We start from the raw sequence: 19,990 nt of genomic DNA, 5'->3' as shown, positions 1-19,990 counted from the left end.
AAAAACCTCCTTTCACTTTAGCTTGGCTAAATGAAAGGAGATACATACTCCATTCGTTGTAAAAAGTTTATTTTTTACAGGCTTCACAATATCCATAGATCTCAAATTTATGCCCTGTTACATTAAAACCGTTCAGTTCATTATCTAACACTTCCATCGGGCACGTATGAATGGACTTCGTACTTCCACAAGTCAGGCAGATCAGGTGATGATGATGTTCATTATGTGAACACGTGAACCGAAACTTTTTCTCGCCTTCCCATTCTGTTTCTTCAAGTAATTCTAGATCAACAAAAGTGGTTAAATTTCGATAGATCGTATCAAAACTAAGTCCAGGATACTTATCTTTGAGTGATTCTTGAACTTCTCTAGCCGTAAGATATCTCTTTTCACGAGCAAATAAGGAAAGAAGATCTTTTCTTTTTTCCGTATACTTATAGCCCTTTTCTTTAAGAAGGTCCATTGCCTGTTCGATCGTCATCGCAAATTTCACAAGTGACCCACCTTTCTGGAACCTGTAAATTTTTTATAAAAAATACTTAAGAATAATATAACAACCAAGCATAAAACAATCGTACCGCCTGATGCAAGATCAAGGTAATAAGATAAAAACATACCTGCAATGACTGAGATTTCCCCAAAAAGAACAGAGAGCCAAATTGCCTGTTTAAATCCTTTAGCGATTCGGATACTAGCCGCAACAGGCAACGTCATCAGCGCTGATACTAAGAGAATGCCAACAATTTTCATCGAAGCAGCAATGACTAGAGCCGTTATCGCCATAAAAGCAACCAAGATCCAGTTACTTCGAATACCAGATAACTTTCCTTGCTCCTCATCGAAAGATAAGACAAATAATTCTTTGTACATAAAAAATACAAATAAAAGAACAACAATAAGAATGGCAAAAACAGTCCAAACATCCGAACGCTTAACCGCAATGATACTTCCGAATAAATAGTTGAACAGATCTGTGTTGAAACCGTCTGCCATTGAGATAAAGATAACACTAAGTCCTATTCCAGCCGACATAATAATGGGTATAGCAAGCTCCTCATAGTGTTTGTACACTTTTCTTAGCTGTTCAATAAAAATAGCTCCGCCAACGGAGAAAGCCATCCCCATGTAGATGGGATTCGCGGCAGCAAAGAAGGAAGACCATTTTCCCAAAAGCAGATTAGCAGCAATACCTGCTAATGTGATATGAGACAATGCATCTGCAATTAACGCTTGCCTTCTTACCACAATAAAAACCCCTAATACAGGAGCAAGCAAACCAACCATAATTCCTGTCAAGAAGGCATTTTGTAAGAATTCATATTTTAAAAACGGTAACATGTGTTCCTCCCCTTACTCGTGACCATGATCATGGTGAAGAACATGAACATGATGACCATAAAAAGCAGATATATTTTCAGACGAACTTTCTTCAAACTCCTTCGTGTTTCCATGAAAATGTATCTGTTTGTTCAAACAAGCAACATCGGTTACATAATTCGTCATCACACCGACATCATGAGTCACTAAAACAAGTGTCATATGATTCTCACGGTGCAGTTCTTTGAGCATCTTATAAAAAGACTCTGATGACTCTGTGTCAACCCCCACTGTAGGTTCATCTAATATTAATAGTTCGGGATCACTGACAAGAGCTCGAGCTATAAAAATTCTTTGTTGCTGCCCCCCAGATAACTCCCCAATGTTCTGGTGTGCATATTGGTCCATTCCTACTGATTTTAATGCATCCCAAACTTTCTTCTTATCTGATGTTTTTAAGAATCTAAACAATCCTACTTTACCAAAAAGACCCATCGATACAACTTCGAAGGCTGTTGCAGGAAAGGCGGTGTTAAAGCTATTTGCTTTTTGTGAAACATACCCTACCTTGTCCCAGTCATTAAATTTATTTACTTTTTCCCCAAAAAGATACACGTTTCCTTCTTGAGGCTTTTGAAGGCCTAATATACATTTAATCAGTGTAGATTTACCTGAACCGTTCGGACCAACTAGTCCAAGAAAAGATCCTTTCTTAATCTCCATCGTTACATGTTGGAGAACATTTTTATCGCCATAATGAAACGATAAGTCATCTACACGAATGGCTATCGACCCTATATTGTTATTCATGATTAACCTCCGTGAGAAATTCAAAATAAGTAGTAATGAGTACGATTTAAACTGTCTCATAGTATACACGAATTATGAACAAAGTAAAACAACATGCTCTATGAGCATGTTTCAATTAATTTAAGTCATTCCTTTTACAAGACTCTTTACATGATATTGCAGGTCTTTTGGGCTGATGATCTTATCTGCTTCTCTCAAATATTCTTTGTCCAGAGTCGTTTCAACAGCTAAGCAAAAAGCTCCTGCTCGTTTAGCAGATTGTATACCAAGTGGAGCGTTTTCAACAACTAGCCACTCTGATGGCTGAAACGGATGTCCATCCATTGCTATTAGGTAAGGTTCAGGCGATGGCTTCCCTTCTTTGACATCATCTCCAGTAACAATTATATCAAAGGTAACAGGCAGTTTACTTAAAACTTCAGAAACAAATTCTCTTCTACTTCCTGTAACGACTGCAATAGGAATGTCCTCTTCACTCAAGGCCTTTAGTGTAGATACCGTTTCTTCTATAAAATCATATTGGGCGTGTTTCTTAAAATAATTTCTTTTTTGTACATATATACTTTCAATCAGCTCTTCGTTAACAACGACATTAGAATGGTTAAAAACATCTTTAATCGTTTTTTTACCAGGCATCCCTTCTCTTAAGTAGAAGATGAGCTCTTCATGGTCATATCCTTTTTCACCAAATGCATGACGCCAAGCCTCAACATGGTGACGCATCGTATCAACAATCACACCATCCATATCAAAACAAACTGCTTTAATACTCATACCTTTTCCACCTTTACCGCAAACTTCACTCTATGTATTATAATGCATGCACGATTAAAAACAAAAAGAAGCTGCGACGTTTATCAGCTTCTTTTTTTCCTCTTATTTTAATCCCTCTATAATGGTTTCTGTGTTCCATTCCATCATTTTCTTGTATGTGTCTCCATCCTTACCAGGCTTTCCTAAAGAATCCGTAAAGACCTTTCCTTTTATCGGAACACCTGTCTCTTTTGACACTGTTTCCATACTTCTTGGATCAACACTCGTTTCTACAAAAAGACCAGGAACATTTGTCTTCTTAATATAATCAACTAAGTTTTTGACTTGTTGAGGAGAACCTTGATTTTCAGAATTAATCTCCCACACATATGCTGTATCTATGTTATAGGCTTCTCCAAAATATTTAAATGCTCCTTCACTCGTAATTAAAACTCGTTTCTCTTTTGGAATGTTATTCAACTCTGCAATCGTCTTATCATGAAGTGTCTTTAATTCACCCATATATTTTTCAGCATTCTTTTTATAGTAGTCTTTGTTTTCAGGATCCTCTTTCATGAGTGCATCACGAATGTTCTCAACATACTTGATTCCATTCTCAATATTCAGCCATGCATGGGGGTCATATTGTTTTTCGAGACCTTTCGATTCGAGGTGGATCGCCTCCACACCTTCACTTACACGGTAAACCGGTGCATCTTTTCCATCTTTATCAGCCGTCTTCAGCAATTTATTAAACCACGAATTTCCTTCTTCAAGATTTAAGCCATTATAGAAAATGGCATCAGCATCCGTTGTTTTCAGTACATCTTCAGGAAGTGGATCATACTCATGTGGATTCGACCCGATCGGTGCTAAGCTATGAACTTCGACCTTGTCTCCTCCAACATTCTTAACTAAGTCATAGATAATAGAATAAGTAGCTACCACTTGAACCTTTTCTGAATCTTTTTCACCAGCACTGCATCCAGCTGCAGCGGCTAATAATGCCCCTGTTAAAACGAGCTTTGCTATTCTTTTAAACATACGTCTATCCTCCCTATTTCTCTAAAAGTTCCAGTCTGTTTTTTCTAGATTTGTACGCTTTCCAAACGATTCCTTGTGATGGGGAAAAGAAGAATGCGAGTGCAAACAGAAATGCTGAAACTAATACGATCGTTGCACCTGATGCCAAGTTATACGTAAAGCTAAAATACAACCCAAAGACAGATGATATTACTCCGATTGTTGCAGACAAATAGATCATGACCGACAATCGGTTCGTTAGGAGATACGCAGTTGCTGCCGGTGTGATCAGCATCGCAACTACTAAAACGATTCCTACCGTCTGCAGAGATGCAACCGTGACCATCGTTAATACGGCCATCAAACAATAATGAATCCATTTGTTTGGCAATCCATAGCTTTGTGCCATGGTTGGATCAAATGTTGAAACGAGAAGTTCTTTATAGAACAAAACAACCAGCCCTATCACTAATACACCAATTCCAAGTGTGATCCACATATCACTCATCCGTACCGCAAGAACATTACCAAAGAGAATGTGATACAGATCGGCAGAACTTTTCATCATCGTTATGATCACGATTCCTACAGCAAACATACTCGTAAACATGATACCTATGGCCATATCATGTTTGATCCTGCTGTTCTGACTTACATATCCGATCCCAATCGCAGTAAGGACTCCTGTTATCACAGCTCCAAAGAAAAAATTAATTCCTAGCATGTAGCTGATCGCAACACCAGGCAACACGGCATGAGAGATCGCATCTCCCATTAAGGCCATTCCTCTTAAGATGATGAAACACCCTACGATTCCACAAATGATTCCTACTATTACAGAAGTAAAAAGTGCTTTTTGTAAGAATTCGTATTGAAACAACGCTTGAAAAAATTCAAAGATACTCATGATGTTACGTTCACTCCTTTAGGCTGAAGAAATGAAAACTGATTAGCGTAAGCTTTTGTGATCACCTCAGGCTGAAGAACTTCTTCAGAAGCACCATAATGAATCATATTTTTATTTAGTAGCAGCAAATGATCGAAGTAAGATTCTGCTTTGCTTAGATCATGGTGTACGACCAGAATGGTTTTTCCTTCTTTTTTTAATTCTCGCAAAATATGAATAATCGTTTCTTCACTTGCCACATCAATTCCTACAAAAGGTTCATCGAGAAAGAATAACTCTGCTTTTTGAGCCAGTGCTCGAGCAAGGAATACCCTTTGCTGCTGTCCACCTGAGAGTTCGCCGATCTGTCGGTTACTGAATGTTTCCATACCTACTGTTTTCAAACATTCATAAGCCCATTCTCTATCACTTTTAGTAGGACGTTTAAACAATCCTAGTTTCGGATACGTTCCAAGAAGAACTACGTCAAATACTGTGATTGGAAAATCCCAGTCGATATCTGAACGCTGTGGAACATAAGCGATTTTTTTTCTCCATTTTTTGAGCGACTCTCCGAATATTTGAACCTCACCTTTGTCTTTCGGTATTAAGTGTAAAGCGGCTTTCATCATAGTTGATTTACCTGCACCGTTCGGTCCGATGATTCCAACTAAACTACTTTTATCCACTGAGAATGAAATATCTTTTACTACTTGATTTCCTAAGTAAGATACATATAAGTGATCGATCTTTAATGCTTCATCCATTGAAAAAGACCTCCTTTTTCGTTCAGTAACTTTTTTTGCTCAAGCGCAACTTTTAATTAAAAAAATAATCCCTTCACAATTGTATGAAAAGAATAGAAGGAAAGTGAATAATTTTAAAGAAGAAAATGTTTCCTTTAGGCAACTTTTTTACTTAAGTCAAATTATATAGTGTGGACACAAGATTGTAAACGATTTTCTCTAGCCATATTTCTACATTTGCTATATAATCAACTCTGGCAGGAAACTGCTGGGTGGGAGAGGGATGTTTTTAAGATTTAAGGAAGGAAAAAATGGAACAAAATCAAGTTTCACTAAAGAAAGAAGTACTTGCAGGGATCACCTCATTTTTCACCATCGCTTATATTATTGTCGTTAATCCGCTAATATTAGCAGATGCTGGGATGCCCTATGAGGGGGTAGTTCTCGCTACGATCCTTACTTCTGTAGTTGGTTGTCTGATCATGGGGCTGTATGCAAAGGCTCCGATCGTATTAACGCCGGGCATGGGGGTAAACGCGTTCTTTACTTACACCATCGTGCAAGGTATGAATTTAAGCTGGCAAGAAGCTCTTGCAGCTGTCGTGATGTCTGGGATATTCTTTTTAATCGCAGCTTCGACACCTTTAAAGGATATACTTTCCAAAAGTATTCCTCAATCATTGAAACATAGCATTACAGTAGGTATTGGCTTGTTCTTAACGTTTATTGGGTTACAAAAGGGCGGAATCATAGAAGCGAGCTCTGCGACTTTTGTAAAGTTAGGACATTTAGATCGTCCCGACGCTATCCTGACGGTAATCGGCCTTTCGGTAACACTGGCTCTGTTTTTAAAGAACGTAAAAGGTAGTTTCTTAATCGGGATTGCTCTAACAACTCTTATCGGGTTTTTTATGGGTCATACTCAAGAAGTGAAAGGCATGTCTGATGGTTTCTCTTTTAAGCCGTTTGGAGAATTGTTTTTTGCCTTTGATTTTTCAGGAATAACAGAGCTTTCCTTCTGGATTGCAACGTTCTCATTAACTATGATTATCACATTCGAGAACATGGGATTGTTATACGGTCTATTGCCTGATCAAGAGAAGTTTCCAAAAGCTTTTCAAGCAAACGCAGCTTCATCTATCGTTTCCGGATTATTTGGAACAAGTCCAACGATCTCAACCGTAGAGAGTGCGTCTGGTATTCAAGAAGGCGGCAGAACAGGAATCACAAGTATAACAGTTGCTGTGTTGTTCTTCTTATCCATGTTTGCAGCACCTTTCATTGCCTATATTCCTGATGGGGCTATTGCTCCTATCTTAATTATCATTGGCGGGCTGATGGTTCAGCAGATTCAGCATATTCCTTTTGCTGATTTTACAGAGATGTTTCCAGCATTTCTTATCATTGCGTTAATACCTTTAACATACAGCATCGTGGATGGACTTGCATTTGGATTTATCGCATATCCACTTGTTAAATGGATGTCAGGTCAGAAGAAACAGGTGACAGCACCCATGTATGTAATCGCCTTTTTATTCTTTATGAATTTTATTCTTCATACAATTGTATAAAAATATAAACAAAAAGACTTTGGACAATATTCCAAAGTCTTTTTTTAGCACTTTCTTCACTTCTTCCTCATACAATGAGAAAGTCGGGAGGGATTTCTAAATGAATCCAATCATTGTTCATTTTGTAAATCAGAAACTTAATTCGATCAGTCCGAACGAGCTGATCTCACTTGCCGCGCAATATCAGCTTCCCATTTCACAAAAAGAAGCCGTACAGATCGTAAACATATTGCGAAGGCAGACGATTGATATCAAAAATCTATCACAGCGTAAGATGATCATTGCTACCATCGCAAAAGAAGTTAGCCCTGAAAAAGCGAACTATATCCAATACTTAATTCAAACGTATATTGATCGGTAAAACAAAAAGCCGCACAGATGTGTGGCTTTTTCATTTTAACTTCTTTTAGTGAAGAAGTTATGCTTGTAATAACTTGTTCTGAAGTTCTGGATCGAACGTTTTAGATTTGATCATTTCGATCTCTAATTGATATGGAGGTCTTTTGTTATTTTTATCTGTACCTACATAAGGTGTTTCAAGAATTTTAGGGATATCCTTAAATTGTTCGTGATGAACGATGTAATTTAAGGCATCAAAGCCGATATGTCCAAAGCCGATGTTTTCGTGTCTATCTTTGGCAGCACCCGTTACATTTTTGCTGTCATTGATGTGGAAAACTTTAATACGATCGATTCCGATCAACTTATCAAACTGGTTCATTACTCCATCAAAATCATTAACGATATCATAACCAGCATCGTGTGTATGACATGTATCAAAACAAACAGAAAGTTTTTCGTTTAACGTTACACCATCAATGATCTGAGCAAGTTCTTCGAATGTTTTACCACATTCAGATCCTTTACCTGCCATTGTCTCTAGTGCGATTTGAACATTCTGCTCTTTTGTTAAAACTTCGTTAAGTCCTTCGATAATTTTCTTGATTCCAATCTCAGAACCTTCACCAACATGTGCCCCCGGATGAAGGACGATCTGTTTTGCTCCTAGTGCGTCCGTTCGTTCGATCTCTCTTCTTAAGAAATCGACTCCCAGCTCGAATGTTTCAGGTTTCACAGCATTTCCGATGTTGATGATATACGGTGCATGAACAACGATATCAACGATACCATTCTCGATCATGTGTTTCGTTCCTGCTTCGATATTAAGGTCTTCAATTTTTTTTCGTCTCGTGTTTTGGGGTGCACCTGTATAGATCATAAAAGTGTTGGCACCATATGAAACAGCTTCTTCACTCGCAGCGAGAAGCATTTTTTTACCGCTCATTGAAACGTGAGATCCTAGTTTAATCATATTTTCCCCTCTTCCCTAACCTACTATCGGATGTTTCTTCTTTTCTTCTTCATTAGTTTCTTTTTCTGTTCGTCCATCTTTTTCTTATAACCAGGCTTTACTTTGCGCGGTTTTGGTACATAAACGCCATCTTGCTCTTTTGCACCCGTACTTTTCTTGCTCGGTTTTACAGGTACCCATTCACCGTTCTTATATTGTTCGATGTGGAAAATGATTTTTTTCTCTTTTAACTTTTGAACAGAATGCTGATCTGTCTGCTCGTAAAGAGATGCACAGATTCCTGACATTCCTGCACGACCTGTTCTGCCTGCTCTATGCACATAAAAATCGAGGTCCTTTGGAAACTCATAGTTGATGATGTGGCTGACACCTTTGATGTCAATTCCACGAGCTGCCAGGTCAGTTGCTACAAGGAACTGAAACTCAGCTTTTTGAACGCGTTTCATGATGTTCTTTCTTGTACGTGGTGGAATGTCACCATGAAGACGTTCAACACTCATCCCTTCCGCACTCATAGCATCTGCGATCTCATCGACTGCTTTTTTTGTATTAGCAAATATAATCGCAAAATATGGATTATAGTTTCTTGCTGTTTTGATCAGCGTAGGAAGTTTGTCATTGTGTTTTGTTTGTATGAGAACATGCTTGATATCTTTTGCAGTAATATGCTGAGGTTCAACGTGAACGTGTTTAGGATTCTGCATATATTTTTTCAAGAACGGCTGCAGCTTTTCTGGAACTGTCGCAGAGAACACCATCATCTGAAGTTCGTTCGCCATACGAGAAGCGATTAGATCTACATCTTCGATAAAGCCCATATCGAGCATCTGGTCAGCTTCATCTACTACGAGCATGTTCGCTGTAAAGACAACTAGCTCTTGAGCATTTACCAAATCTTTAATACGACCTGGTGTCCCGATCACTAATTGAGGGACTGTTTTTAGTTTTTCTGCCATACGCTTTCTATCCGTTCCACCAACGATTGATTTTGCACGGATTTGCTTATCTTCTGGCATATGCTCAGAAATCTTTAAAAACTCATTGTAGATCTGCTGTGCTAATTCACGAGTAGGAGCTGTGATCACAGCTTGAACCTCGTCTTTTGTGATATCTATTCTATGCATTAGTGGCAACAGGAACGCAAATGTCTTTCCTGAACCTGTTTGCGATTGTCCGATCATGTCTTGTCCGTTAATAATTCCAGGAATAACACGCTCTTGAATATCAGTTGGTCTTTCAAATCCAATACCACTTAAAGCGGTCTGGAGCGATTCGTTTATTTTTAACCGTTCGAACGGAGATTTCATACGCTCACCTTTTCTTTTCAAATATAAATTCTTCACTTTTAGTATTATAGAGTAAGTTTTGCATTTAAGCCAACCATCCTGAAGATTAATAAGAAAACAGGGATAAATATCACACATGTTTTTCTAATTTCATATTCTATATATGAGCGTATTATTTTGGAAAGGAGGGGGAATTATGCAGCCTTTTTATAGATATCCAAATCAACCTCAGCATCCTATGCAACCCTTTCAAGTAAATCCTTATCTTCAAAATATGAATGGGATGAATGGTATGCCGCGTCAGATGGGTTCTGTTGACAGATTCTTGGGGACGATTGGCAGCGGTGGAAGTATAACAGGTGGAACAAGTGTGTTTACGATGTTGAACAACGTACAAAAGGTCTTAAAAGTCGCTGAGACGATGGGACCTATGATCAAACAATATGGTCCCGCAATGAGAAATCTGCCTTCCATCATGACAGCTCTTAAAGATTTCCAAAGCGGTTCGAGCTCAAAGGCAGAGAAAGATTCTGAGGCAGATACCTCCGAAAAACCGGAAAACACAGATCAAGCCACTGAAACGAATGAAAATGATGATGCTAAAAAAACCGTTGTAAAGAAAAATGAAAAGAAAGAAAAAAAGAAAAAAGAAGCAGAAGAAAAGGTGGTTGTGGCTGGACCAAAATCTACAACAACAGCCACAGAGCCCGAGGCGATACCATTGATCAAAAAAACGCCAAACGCAACAAAAGCTGTACCGTCAACACCTAAAACAAACGTACCTAAAGGCTACCACCTATCGGGGCCTAAACTATATGTATGAGTATAGTGTTTGAGTTCTTATGGTCTCTCCTTTATAATAAACACATACAGAAGTAAATCTCCCAAGACAGCATAGATCTCTGTGCTGTCTTTTATATGAAATAAAGGAGAGATCCAATATGGAAATCGTTAAAATATCTCCACGAGGATATTGTTATGGCGTAGTGGACGCAATGGTCATGGCTCGCCAAGCCGCTAATGATCCGACATTACCAAGACCCATCTATATACTTGGCATGATTGTTCACAATAAACATGTGACAGATGCATTCGAAGATGAAGGGATCATTACCCTCGACGGTGCGAACAGACTTGATATTATTAAAAACATTGAATCAGGCACAGTTATCTATACGGCTCATGGTGTTTCACCAGAAGTGAGACGCATTGCTCATGAAAAAGGCTTATATGAGATTGATGCTACATGTCCTGATGTAACAAAAACACACGATCTTATTCGTGAAAAAGAAAAAGAAGGCTATGAGATCATTTATATTGGGAAAAAAGGACATCCTGAGCCAGAAGGCGCGATTGGGATCGCCCCTCATATCGTACATCTTGTAGAAAACACAGATGATTTGGAGTCGCTAGATGTTCAAAGTAAAAAGATCCTGATTACAAATCAAACAACGATGAGTCAATGGGATGTAGCTGAACTTATTAAGCTTTTACTCATGAGATACCCTTCTGCAGAGGTTCATAAAGAAATTTGTTTAGCTACTCAAGTGAGACAAGAAGCTGTAGCAAATCAAGCCGGCGATTGTGATCTAGTACTTGTAGTAGGCGATCCTAGAAGCAATAACTCAAATCGCTTGGCGCAAGTTTCAGAAGAAATTGCTGGTACGACAGCTTACCGAATTTCTGACGTTTCAGAAATCGATCTTGCATGGTTAGAAGGGGTTAAAAAGGTTGGAATTACTTCTGGTGCTTCTACCCCAACTCCTATCACAAAAGAAGTAATCGATTTTCTCAAAAATTACGATGAACAAAATGAAGAAACATGGAAAAAAGAACGTAAAGTCACATTAAATCGTATTCTTCCAAAAGTAAAAGAGAAAAAATAAATTCAAATGAAACAGAGCACTCTTCAGCCAGAGTGCTCTTTCTTTTAGGCGTTTTCGTATTTTTTGTCACACTGCTTCTTGCTTTATTTGAAGAGTAGCCCACCATAGATCGTCTCCTTGACGGGAAAATGTAATTTGATATTTTCCGCTATGGAAGGTTAAAAACTGGCGGTCGCTGCTTTTATCAACGGGTTGTTGGTTCATGTTCTTCATAATGTTATCTCGATTTGTAGACAACTCTATGCTGATTGAATCTACCACGTTATCTTGAGAGATGCCTACTCTTACATCTATTCCTTCATATTGATAAGTGTGGATGGTAACACCATCTTCGTAGGTTTTTGTGGATAAAGGTTTGCCTGTTTTCCTTTCGTCCACCTTCTCCCCGATTATGAATGGTAAAGGGCCTACTGCTCCTCGTTCAAAACTCGATACCAGCTCTGCATTCAAAACTACATATTTCTTCTCTATTTTTTCTGCTTCTGCTTCTGTTTCCTTTTCCGCATCATTTATCACTTGATTGTCCACTGCGATACTCTCTGGCGCAAACTCTTTATGAAATTTGTTGATCACTGTTATGTTCAGAATCAGAAATAGGATGATAACCACTAAAGAAGTACCTATTTTTGTTTTTTCATACTTGTTAGTCATGATGTTTAAACTTGTTGAAGTTTTCAAACCCTTCAGCATAAATTGAGCCGCGATTAAACATAAACAGAAGAATAGAACTGGAATGAGTATCAAATATGGTCGAATTAAAATTTGATTGTAATAGGCACCGATCATGCCTGACCATTCGTTTGAAACGGAGGTAGGTATGAAATCTCCAATACCTATTGTATATTCTCGTAAAACGGTTCCTCCAAAAAACATCCTCAACATGCCTAAATGCGAAAAGAGAATTAACACAAACATCAGTTGCGAGATAAAGATGTAGGTAAGTTTTGGTGTAAGGTGTGGTCGAATATGTCTATAAAACACATGAAATCGATTTCCTCCCAAAACTCTTGCACCTGTAATGAATTCCTGTTTATTGATTTCTTTTATCTCAGAAGAAAACATGACGGACGTAACCGGAACAGCTAAAATTGTCATGATGATGATTTGATAAATGCCTTTTTCCCAAAAAGTTAACGAGCTTGATACGGATATCGGATAAAGAATAAAAAAACAGAGCAACGCGACTGGAACATATTGAAGAGCTTCAGAGAGTCCAACAAATCCATTTCGAATCCGGTTCGGTGCTAGATAAAGAAGAAAACCTCCTATATACGAAAGGATCAGCCTCAACAAACTTATGAATAAAGCAAGGCCAAGTGTATATTTTGCTCCAGCAATGATTCGGTAGAACGTATCAAATCCAAATTGATCGGTCCCAAACCAAAAACGAGATGAAGGATCAAATGATGCTTTATCAATAGGCGTTTTTCCATCTTCATCATAAATTACTTCCGTTTGTGGTATGAGCCCATCAAATTGAAAATGATGATAAAAGCTTAAGAAAAGCAAAGAGATCAAAAAGCAAAATCCAATCGCAAATAATGGTTCTTTCATTGGCTTTGTAAACTTTCTTACCGAGAATGCCGCTTTTTTACACACATAGAGCCACTTTTTCATGCTCATAAGAAGAGAATCTAAAGAGAATTCTTGTTTCTCTGTCTCTATTTTTCGGGATAGCCATTCACCTATACAAATAAAAATGAATAGAGGAACAAAGATTAGAATACAGAACAATGAAAATAAAACAGGAGTCCCATAAGTGAAAATAAAATTAGTAATCCCAAAAATGTTAAACAATAATTCTACGACTAAAAGGTTGGATACCATAAACCAAATAATGACTTTTGATTGAAAGAATAGACTCTTAAACGCCCTAGGCAGAATATGATAAAAGAGAATATGAACTCTAGTCAATCCTTTCCCTTTCACGGTCAGGATATAGTTTTCTTCCCATTCTTGTTCAATATGAAAGAGAATCGTTCGGAACATAACAACCAAAGGTAATATCGTTAAGCACAAAATGGGAATGAAGTAAGGCTGCTCTAGCGATGAGGAAGCGACAGGAAAGAGCAAAGTATGGGTTTGTTTAAAATACCAAATCACTAAAAACTGAATGGCTACTCCAACCATCACATCCGGGATTGATTCAATTACAAACAACACGGACTTTATTGTTTTGTATAGAAGCTCTGGAAGCAAGGAAACGATGAAACTAAGCACAACGGAAATAAATAATGCGATAAAAAAGGCTGAAAACAGGAGAGCCATCGAATATAAATACGGATCCCAAACGTAAGGAAAAACCATACGTTCAGTCGTTTCAACAATATACGTCATGTTCATAGGATGTAATAGATCGTTGAAAATGGTTGTTAATCCTTCTATGTATTTTGATAGTTGGAATGAAGCTCCAATAAATGCAAATGGTACAGCACTTATGAGGATAATGCCCACCAGTGAAAGAATACCCTTCACAAAAAATGAACGTAACATAATTTCCCCTTTCTTACGTCATGATTTATTTTGTTGTAAATATATTACATTTTATTACAATTATTACATAATGCATTGACCTTGCCTAGTAATAAATTTTATGTATTTTCGTTTGAGAGCAAGCAACCTCGAACGAAAATCATTTCCTTTTAAAAGCAAAGAAGTTCGCGAAAACAGCTTCTAGAAAAGAGCATAAAAAAAGTAAAGCTGCTAAAAAACAGCTTTACTTGTTATGTTTTTATTTTAAGCTCTTTCTAAAAGATTGTTACTATTGCGTACTGTCTCCTATGCTCGATGATTGGAGTGCAAGGTGTGAGACTCCTGTGGGACAGGCGGGCAGGTGAGATATTTAAACGTAAAACGTTCAAATGTGGCTCACCGCCTGCCCACGGAAAGCGAGCAACCTGGAACAGAAATCATTCACTTTCAAAAGCAACAAAGTTTGCGAAAACAACCTTAATTTATTACATATAGGTAAATGGGTCAGTCGCTAATTGAGATTCAACTACAAGAGTATCGTAATTTTTGGTCTTGAGTTCATGAGCCATTCTTTTTTTGAGTTCTCGTTTCATGATCTGCTCGATATGATGGCCTGCATCAACGATTGTAAGGCCATCTTCTTGTGCATCGTGTGCGTTATGGTAATAGATATCTCCCGTAACTAACACGTCAGCACCCTTTCGAAGAGAGGGAAAGATGTATTTGTTACCGTCTCCTCCAACAACTGCTACTTTTTTTATGGTCGTCTTTTTTCCTTTAATAACCCGGAGACCTTCTATATCAAATACTTTTTTTACATGAGTAACAAACTCTTCGATACTCATCTCTTTAGACAACTTTCCGATCTTCCCAATTCCAAGTTCGTTTCCATTATTCAATAGAGGATAAAGATCATAGGCTACCTCTTCGTACGGATGTGCTTTTTTCATCGCAGCTACAACCGTTTGTTGAAGAGATTGGGGCATAATGGATTCAATTCTCACTTCTTCAACCTTTTCTAACTGTCCTTCTGTTCCTATAAAAGGCGTCGTACCTTCTAATGGGATAAAAGTTCCCGTTCCCTCACTTGTAAATGTACAATGACTATAATTCCCGACATGACCCGCTCCAGCATTTCCGATTGCCTGTTTTACTTGCTCTTGATGGGTACGTGGTACAAACACAGAAAGCTTGACAAGTTTATCTTCATAAGTCGGTGAGAGTACTTCACTGTCCTGTAGCTGAAGCTGATCAGCAAGCCAATCATTTACACCTGATGCAGCTACGTCGAGATTGGTATGAGCGGCATAAACTGCGATATCATGTTTAACCAGCTTTTCAATCACTCTTCCTTTTGAAGTGCTTGTGTCAATTCTTTTTAAAGGACGATAGATCAATGGATGATGTGCAATGATCAGATCTACATTCCCTTCTACTGCTTCATCTACAACTCGTTCTAATACATCAAGGGCAATCATCACCTTTTTTACAGGCTTATTTAGTGTACCGACCTGTAATCCAATAGGATCACCTTCCATTGCCAGCTTTTTTGGAGCAAAACTTTCCAAAAGAGAAATGATATATTGTCCGCTTGCTGCTTTACTCAAATGATCCACTCCTCTAGTAACCTAAGGTTTCTTTCTAATTCTTTTCGTTTCTGTTCTGCAGCTAAACCTTGACTGTTTTCCATCTGACTCAAAATTGTTTTCCATTGTTTGGCTTCCCGAACCCATTTTTCTTTAAACGCTTCGTTCTGTTTTTTTAATAAAAAAGGACCGAATAAAATCTCAGCTTCCTTATTTTTAGTGTAAGGTTGATTCCCTGTTCGATCAGCAACAAGAATTTCATAAATCTTTCCATCTTCTTGTATGATCTCTTCTTCTACCAACACCCAATCTTCTTTTAACAACCAGTTTCTAACGTTACGCGCTCCGATATTCGGCTGAAGAATGAGTCGCTCAGCACTCCCTAACTTTTCTTTTCCTTTTTCAAGAATGGAAGTAATGAGAGAACCTCCCATCCCACATATGGTTACCACTTCTGCTTCATTCGAATGCAATACTGACAGACCATCACCTTTTCTTACTTCAATCATGTCGTTTAATCCGTCTAATTCTACCTGTTCTTTAGCCGATAGGTAAGGACCATCCGTAATTTCTCCCGCAATGCCTTTTTTAATCACTTTTCTTAGCCCCAAAAAGCAAGGCAAATAAGCATGGTCAGATCCAATATCTGCCAAGATCGTATCGTTTGGTACATAGGAAGCCACTCTTTCCAAGCGCATTGATAATTTTTCAGAATTCATGTTTATCACCGTTTCATTAGTTTGTTTCACTCTTAGTATTCGTTAGATACTTTATTTTTTTGCAAAGAAAAAAGCCTCTTGTCAAAATAACAAGAAGCTCTTCTATTTTATTTTTTTTCTGCTAACCAATCAACTAGTATTTTAGCTTCTTCACCTTTTACTACACCAGCTGGCATTCCACCTGGTTTACCGTTTTTGATAATATCAGCAATTTCTTCAGGCTTATACTTGCCACCAATCTTATCAAGTGCTGGTCCTGTTCCACCTTCAAGATTTTGTCCATGACAAGAAGAACAGTTTTGTTTAAAAATAGCTTCCGGATCCATAGCAGCCTTTTCTTTATTTTCACTAGCCGTATGAATTTTGTTGATACCATATCCGCCCATTGTAAGCATAAGAACAATTCCAATAACTCCAATAATGGCAAAAGGAATGAGTGGATTACGTTTCATGCGAATTCCTCCTTCGTCTGTACACTACATGTGTTGTGATCTTGATAAACTTAATATGTATAGTAAACAATCCATAACCTATTGTACTGTAAAAGCGTTTACTTGGGAAGTACAAACTCTATTTTTCCCAGTTTTGTCACAGCATTAACTTTTTAAACTTTTTTACCTAACTTATGTAGATTCAGTCATTTGTTCCTGAGAGGAAATACAAAAAAACAAAAAAGCCACACTACTGGTGGCTATTCGTGTATAACTGAAAGTGTCTCAATCGCTTGTTCTCGAAGCTTAAATTTTTGTACTTTACCAGAGGCCGTCATCGGATATTGGTCTAGAAAAAGATAGTATTCTGGAATCTTAAATTGCGAGATTTTCCCTTTGCAATATGCCTTCAGTTCATTTTCAGAAAGTGTTTGACCTTCTTTTAACTGAATGCATGCTGCTACTTTTTCTCCAAATTTCTTATCGGGCACACCGATCACTTGTACATCAAGGATAGATGGATGAGAGTAAAGAAATTCTTCTACTTCTCTCGGATATACGTTCTCACCACCACGTATGATCATATCTTTTAAGCGCCCTGTGATTTTAAAATAGCCTTCACGATCAACAGTGGCAAGGTCGCCCGTATGGAGCCATCCATCCACATCGATCGCTTCTGATGTCGCTTCAGGCATCTTGTAATAACCCTTCATGACATGGTACCCTCGTGTACAAAGTTCTCCTTGTTCATCAGGACCCACTTCTTTATTTGTTATCGGATCGACTACTTTTGCTTCTACTTGAGAATGCTTTTTCCCAACCGTTTCAACTCTGCGTTCGATCGGATCATCTGTTCTTGTCTGAGTGATAACAGGAGAAGATTCTGTCTGTCCATAAGCGATCGTAATCTCTGACATTCCCATCTTTTCAATCACTTTTTTCATTACTTCTATCGGACAAGGTGACCCTGCCATGATCCCTGTACGAAGTGTTCCTAGATTATATGAATCAAAATCGGGAAGATTCAATTCCGCGATGAACATGGTCGGAACTCCATGTAACCCTGTACACTTTTCATTTTGAACGGTCTCTAATACTTCCTGAGGATCGAATTGGACAATAGGTACCATCGTAGCTCCTACTGAAACGGCAGCAAGGGTTCCTAACACACAGCCGAAACAGTGAAAGAAAGGAACAGGAATGCACAATCGGTCTGCACTGCTTAAATTCATGCTATCCGCTATTTGTCTCGCGTTATTTACAATATTGTAATGCGTCAACATGACCCCTTTTGGAAACCCTGTCGTTCCAGACGTGTACTGCATGTTGATTACATCATCACAATGAAGAGATGATTCTCTTCTTTGAAGATCTTCATCAGATACGACATTCCCAGCTTCCAACATATCTGAGAAAGTCTCATAAGATGAAGATTCAGCATCCAGTTGAATAAAATGTTTCAACACAGGAAATTCCGCTAATCGATCTTTAACGGAATCTACCATATCTTTGTAAGAAGTAGTACGAAATTGTTCAATAAAGAACAACGCTTTTGCATCAGACTGCTTCAATAAATAATCTAATTCTGACGATTGATAATTCGTATTGACCGTGACTAAAACAGCACCAGCTCTGGCTGATCCGAATTGAAGAAGCAGCCATTCGGGTACATTTGTAGCCCAAACAGCTATATGATCCCCTTTTTCAATTCCCATTGCCATCAGACCCTTGGCAACTTTAGTCGTTAACTCATAAAATTCTTGATAGGTGTAGCGAATTCCTAGTTTGCTGTAAACCATAGCTTCTTGATCCTTAAGTTTCAACGCTTGCTTCCTTAAACAATCCCCTACAGTTACTTTCATTAGTTCAGCCATAATCCACCCCATCACTTGGTCTTTTAACGATTGTTAGCAGCCGATCTCTCTTGCAATTACGATACGCTGGATCTCTGATGTACCTTCTCCGATCTCGAGAAGTTTTGCGTCTCTAAAATAGCGTTCCACATGATAATCTCTCATATAGCCGTTACCACCATGAATTTGAACGGATTCAGAACAAATCTGCATACATGCTTCAGAAGCATATAATTTTGCCATCGAAGCTTCTTTTGAGAATTTCTTACCTTGATCTTTTAGCCATGCCGCTTTATAAACCATTAATCTCGCCAATTCGATCTTCATCGCCATATCAGCAAGCTTAAATTGAATCGCTTGGAATTTAGAAATGGATCTTCCGAATTGTTTCCGCTCTTTCGCATAGGTTAGAGCTTTCTCATAGGCCGCCTGGGCAATTCCTACTGCCATCGCACCAATACCTATTCTTCCTCCATCCAAAGTCACCAAGAACTGTTTAAAGCCGTCTCCGCGCTTACCTAAAAGATTTTCTTCTGGCACTCTAACGTCTTCCATAAAAAGTTCAGTGGTATTAGAAGAATGAAGACCCATCTTCTCGTAGTTATCGATAACACGGAATCCTTTAGCATCGGTCGGTACGATGATCGCTGAGATTTCTTTATCGTTACCACTTCTATTAGTAATCGCGGTTAATGCTAAGTGCTTGGCATAGCTCGCATTCGTGATATAACATTTTGAGCCGTTAATCACCCATTCCCCGTTATCCGTTTTCGCAGTTGTTTCCGTACCACCTGCATCAGATCCAGCATTTGGTTCTGTTAATCCGAATGCCCCGAGAGAATCACCTGTACAGATTGGTGTTAAATATTTTTCTTTTTGTTCGTGCGTACCAAATAGATTCAAGGGAGCTCCACCTAAAGATACATGTGCAGAATATGTAATTCCAGTAGATCCACAAGCGCGGCTCAGTTCTTCTACAGCAATGGCAAAACTAACCGTATCAGCCCCACCTCCACCGTATTCTTCTGGAAAAGGCAGACCCATCATTCCTAATTTAGAAAGCTTTTGAAAAATTTCTACCGGGAATTCTTTATTTTTATCTCTTGCTTCAGCTCCCGGTGCTACCACTTCATCTGCAAATTCTCTCATCATTTTTTGAATCATCAACTGCTCTTCTGTTAATGTAAAATTCATGGTTGCATCCCACCCTTTAATAATTTTACGCCTTTTTTGTATGCGCTTACATATTTATTATAGATATAAAGGCTGAATTTTTACAAGATTTAAAGAATTTTTAATTTAATATATAGAAGAATAAGCAAGCAACAAAAAGAATTTC

19 protein-coding genes are annotated in these 19,990 nt (G+C 38.2%); 4 read left to right on the top strand and 15 right to left on the bottom strand.

Features of this window, described 5'->3' with window-relative positions; all coding sequences use genetic code 11:
* Positions 1–67: 67 nt before the first annotated feature.
* From ACFS5O_RS10690 to ACFS5O_RS10660, 7 genes are all read right to left on the bottom strand, one after another.
* A complete protein-coding gene (locus ACFS5O_RS10690; RefSeq protein WP_205727313.1) occupies positions 68–481 on the bottom strand; it encodes a Fur family transcriptional regulator in 414 nt (137 codons plus the stop codon).
* An 8-nt stretch (positions 482–489) separates the two neighbouring features.
* A complete protein-coding gene (locus tag ACFS5O_RS10685; protein ID WP_153237819.1) occupies positions 490–1,338 on the bottom strand; it encodes a metal ABC transporter permease in 849 nt (282 codons plus the stop codon).
* A 12-nt stretch (positions 1,339–1,350) separates the two neighbouring features.
* Positions 1,351–2,127 (bottom strand): metal ABC transporter ATP-binding protein, encoded by a 777-nt coding sequence (locus ACFS5O_RS10680; protein WP_205726870.1) that lies wholly within the window; start codon positions 2,125–2,127, stop codon positions 1,351–1,353.
* Positions 2,128–2,247: 120 nt separating this feature from the next.
* Complete coding sequence (locus tag ACFS5O_RS10675; RefSeq protein WP_205726871.1) at positions 2,248–2,901, bottom strand: HAD family hydrolase; 654 nt, start codon at positions 2,899–2,901, stop codon at positions 2,248–2,250.
* A 102-nt stretch (positions 2,902–3,003) separates the two neighbouring features.
* Positions 3,004–3,924 (bottom strand): metal ABC transporter substrate-binding protein, encoded by a 921-nt coding sequence (locus ACFS5O_RS10670; RefSeq protein WP_066396225.1) that lies wholly within the window; start codon positions 3,922–3,924, stop codon positions 3,004–3,006.
* Between the two features lie 13 nt (positions 3,925–3,937).
* A complete protein-coding gene (locus tag ACFS5O_RS10665) occupies positions 3,938–4,810 on the bottom strand; it encodes a metal ABC transporter permease (protein WP_066396227.1) in 873 nt (290 codons plus the stop codon).
* Entirely contained in the window at positions 4,807–5,556 is a 750-nt protein-coding gene (locus ACFS5O_RS10660) for a metal ABC transporter ATP-binding protein (protein ID WP_153237814.1), read from the bottom strand. The genes ACFS5O_RS10665 and ACFS5O_RS10660 overlap by 4 nt, the downstream gene beginning before the upstream one ends.
* 290 nt (positions 5,557–5,846) lie before the next feature.
* On the opposite strand from ACFS5O_RS10660, the gene ACFS5O_RS10655 reads away from it, so the two are divergent.
* Together ACFS5O_RS10655 and ACFS5O_RS10650 are read left to right on the top strand one after the other, a co-directional pair.
* A complete protein-coding gene (locus tag ACFS5O_RS10655; protein WP_205726872.1) occupies positions 5,847–7,106 on the top strand; it encodes an NCS2 family permease in 1,260 nt (419 codons plus the stop codon).
* A gap of 100 nt (positions 7,107–7,206) precedes the next feature.
* On the top strand, positions 7,207–7,467 hold the full coding sequence (locus tag ACFS5O_RS10650) for a DUF2624 domain-containing protein (protein WP_066396234.1): 261 nt from the start codon (positions 7,207–7,209) through the stop codon (positions 7,465–7,467).
* Positions 7,468–7,524: 57 nt separating this feature from the next.
* On the opposite strand, the gene ACFS5O_RS10645 is transcribed toward ACFS5O_RS10650, so the two are convergent.
* Both ACFS5O_RS10645 and ACFS5O_RS10640 read right to left on the bottom strand, forming a co-directional pair.
* Positions 7,525–8,418, bottom strand: coding sequence for a deoxyribonuclease IV (locus ACFS5O_RS10645; RefSeq protein ID WP_205726873.1), 894 nt, complete (start codon positions 8,416–8,418; stop codon positions 7,525–7,527).
* 23 nt (positions 8,419–8,441) lie between these two features.
* Positions 8,442–9,725 (bottom strand): DEAD/DEAH box helicase, encoded by a 1,284-nt coding sequence (locus ACFS5O_RS10640; protein WP_205726874.1) that lies wholly within the window; start codon positions 9,723–9,725, stop codon positions 8,442–8,444.
* Positions 9,726–9,900: 175 nt separating this feature from the next.
* Here ACFS5O_RS10640 and vrrA point away from each other — a divergent pair, with 175 nt between their 5' ends.
* Both vrrA and ACFS5O_RS10630 read left to right on the top strand, forming a co-directional pair.
* A complete protein-coding gene (gene vrrA / locus ACFS5O_RS10635) occupies positions 9,901–10,527 on the top strand; it encodes a VrrA/YqfQ family protein (RefSeq protein WP_205726875.1) in 627 nt (208 codons plus the stop codon).
* 118 nt (positions 10,528–10,645) lie between these two features.
* Positions 10,646–11,590 carry a 4-hydroxy-3-methylbut-2-enyl diphosphate reductase gene (locus ACFS5O_RS10630; RefSeq protein ID WP_205726876.1) on the top strand — a complete coding sequence of 315 codons (945 nt, stop codon included), beginning with the start codon at positions 10,646–10,648 and terminating at the stop codon, positions 11,588–11,590.
* Positions 11,591–11,656: 66 nt separating this feature from the next.
* Here ACFS5O_RS10630 and ACFS5O_RS10625 read toward each other — a convergent pair whose 3' ends face one another.
* The 6 genes from ACFS5O_RS10625 to ACFS5O_RS10600 all read right to left on the bottom strand — a co-directional run bounded on the left by ACFS5O_RS10625 (position 11,657) and on the right by ACFS5O_RS10600 (position 19,845).
* Positions 11,657–14,083 carry an ABC transporter permease subunit gene (locus ACFS5O_RS10625; protein ID WP_205726877.1) on the bottom strand — a complete coding sequence of 809 codons (2,427 nt, stop codon included), beginning with the start codon at positions 14,081–14,083 and terminating at the stop codon, positions 11,657–11,659.
* Positions 14,084–14,547: 464 nt separating this feature from the next.
* Entirely contained in the window at positions 14,548–15,669 is a 1,122-nt protein-coding gene (locus ACFS5O_RS10620) for a Nif3-like dinuclear metal center hexameric protein (protein ID WP_205726878.1), read from the bottom strand.
* The gene (locus tag ACFS5O_RS10615) at positions 15,666–16,367 is read right to left on the bottom strand and encodes a tRNA (adenine(22)-N(1))-methyltransferase (protein ID WP_205726879.1); all 702 of its coding nucleotides are present in this window, start codon (positions 16,365–16,367) and stop codon (positions 15,666–15,668) included. Before ACFS5O_RS10615 ends, ACFS5O_RS10620 begins: the two co-directional genes overlap by 4 nt.
* Positions 16,368–16,474: 107 nt before the next feature.
* Positions 16,475–16,819 (bottom strand): cytochrome c550, encoded by a 345-nt coding sequence (gene cccA, locus ACFS5O_RS10610; protein WP_205726880.1) that lies wholly within the window; start codon positions 16,817–16,819, stop codon positions 16,475–16,477.
* 239 nt (positions 16,820–17,058) lie between these two features.
* Positions 17,059–18,672 (bottom strand): AMP-binding protein, encoded by a 1,614-nt coding sequence (locus ACFS5O_RS10605; protein WP_205726881.1) that lies wholly within the window; start codon positions 18,670–18,672, stop codon positions 17,059–17,061.
* Positions 18,673–18,705: 33 nt separating this feature from the next.
* Positions 18,706–19,845 (bottom strand): acyl-CoA dehydrogenase family protein, encoded by a 1,140-nt coding sequence (locus ACFS5O_RS10600; protein WP_205726882.1) that lies wholly within the window; start codon positions 19,843–19,845, stop codon positions 18,706–18,708.
* Positions 19,846–19,990: the final 145 nt, after the last annotated feature.

This window comes from Fictibacillus nanhaiensis (assembly GCF_042686385.1).
GTDB lineage: Bacteria > Bacillota > Bacilli > Bacillales > Fictibacillaceae > Fictibacillus > Fictibacillus nanhaiensis.
The sequence above is the reverse complement of the archived record's forward strand: the minus strand, read 5'-3'. Positions and strand labels throughout refer to the sequence as shown.

Bases quoted from the DNA above. Each gene is read 5' to 3' on its own strand.
- ACFS5O_RS10690 (WP_205727313.1), bottom strand. From the start codon at position 481: ATGACGATCGAACAGGCAATGGACCTTCTTAAAGAAAAGGGCTATAAG.
- ACFS5O_RS10685 (WP_153237819.1), bottom strand. From the start codon at position 1,338: ATGTTACCGTTTTTAAAATATGAATTCTTACAAAATGCCTTCTTGACA.
- ACFS5O_RS10680 (WP_205726870.1), bottom strand. From the start codon at position 2,127: ATGAATAACAATATAGGGTCGATAGCCATTCGTGTAGATGACTTATCG.
- ACFS5O_RS10675 (WP_205726871.1), bottom strand. From the start codon at position 2,901: ATGAGTATTAAAGCAGTTTGTTTTGATATGGATGGTGTGATTGTTGAT.
- ACFS5O_RS10670 (WP_066396225.1), bottom strand. From the start codon at position 3,924: ATGTTTAAAAGAATAGCAAAGCTCGTTTTAACAGGGGCATTATTAGCC.
- ACFS5O_RS10665 (WP_066396227.1), bottom strand. From the start codon at position 4,810: ATGAGTATCTTTGAATTTTTTCAAGCGTTGTTTCAATACGAATTCTTA.
- ACFS5O_RS10660 (WP_153237814.1), bottom strand. From the start codon at position 5,556: ATGGATGAAGCATTAAAGATCGATCACTTATATGTATCTTACTTAGGA.
- ACFS5O_RS10655 (WP_205726872.1), top strand. From the start codon at position 5,847: ATGGAACAAAATCAAGTTTCACTAAAGAAAGAAGTACTTGCAGGGATC.
- ACFS5O_RS10650 (WP_066396234.1), top strand. From the start codon at position 7,207: ATGAATCCAATCATTGTTCATTTTGTAAATCAGAAACTTAATTCGATC.
- ACFS5O_RS10645 (WP_205726873.1), bottom strand. From the start codon at position 8,418: ATGATTAAACTAGGATCTCACGTTTCAATGAGCGGTAAAAAAATGCTT.
- ACFS5O_RS10640 (WP_205726874.1), bottom strand. From the start codon at position 9,725: ATGAAATCTCCGTTCGAACGGTTAAAAATAAACGAATCGCTCCAGACC.
- vrrA (WP_205726875.1), top strand. From the start codon at position 9,901: ATGCAGCCTTTTTATAGATATCCAAATCAACCTCAGCATCCTATGCAA.
- ACFS5O_RS10630 (WP_205726876.1), top strand. From the start codon at position 10,646: ATGGAAATCGTTAAAATATCTCCACGAGGATATTGTTATGGCGTAGTG.
- ACFS5O_RS10625 (WP_205726877.1), bottom strand. From the start codon at position 14,083: ATGTTACGTTCATTTTTTGTGAAGGGTATTCTTTCACTGGTGGGCATT.
- ACFS5O_RS10615 (WP_205726879.1), bottom strand. From the start codon at position 16,367: ATGAATTCTGAAAAATTATCAATGCGCTTGGAAAGAGTGGCTTCCTAT.
- cccA (WP_205726880.1), bottom strand. From the start codon at position 16,819: ATGAAACGTAATCCACTCATTCCTTTTGCCATTATTGGAGTTATTGGA.
- ACFS5O_RS10605 (WP_205726881.1), bottom strand. From the start codon at position 18,672: ATGGCTGAACTAATGAAAGTAACTGTAGGGGATTGTTTAAGGAAGCAA.
- ACFS5O_RS10600 (WP_205726882.1), bottom strand. From the start codon at position 19,845: ATGAATTTTACATTAACAGAAGAGCAGTTGATGATTCAAAAAATGATG.